Origin of the sequence: Pseudoalteromonas sp. SR44-5, assembly GCF_014163675.1 — a bacterium.
GTDB classification, from domain to species: Bacteria; Pseudomonadota; Gammaproteobacteria; order Enterobacterales; family Alteromonadaceae; genus Pseudoalteromonas; species Pseudoalteromonas rhizosphaerae.
The window spans coordinates 1-356 of the sequence record NZ_JACJDT010000205.1; the positions used below are offsets into that span (position 1 = coordinate 1).

Consider the following 356-nt stretch of genomic DNA (forward strand, 5'->3'; position numbering starts at 1 on the left):
GGCGTGGTGGATACAATTCCACCAGAGCTTGCGTTTGTGCCCACCTTCCTATTAGGACAGTTAGTGTCTCTCAGCGGTACCTCCGATTTACCTGCTGGTAGTACTATCACCATCACTGAAAATCTCATTGGTGGCGGTATAGGCGCAACCTATACCACTACAACTGACGCCAATGGCGACTGGACGCTTGTGGGCTTAACCATTCCACTGCTAACAGTGGCCTCTGTGACTGCCAGTGCCAGTGATGAAGCAGGTAATGTGCGCACGATCACTTCGACTGATTTTGATGGTACGCCACCGACGCTCACGGTGAGCGTCGATACATTGAGCAATGACAACACCCCAGCCATTAGTGG

Annotated in this window: 1 pseudogene; it reads left to right on the plus strand. The window is 52.0% G+C overall.

The features are described 5' to 3' along the window. Nucleotides 1–356: pseudogene (locus H5154_RS23260) on the plus strand (hypothetical protein); the annotation flags it as partial.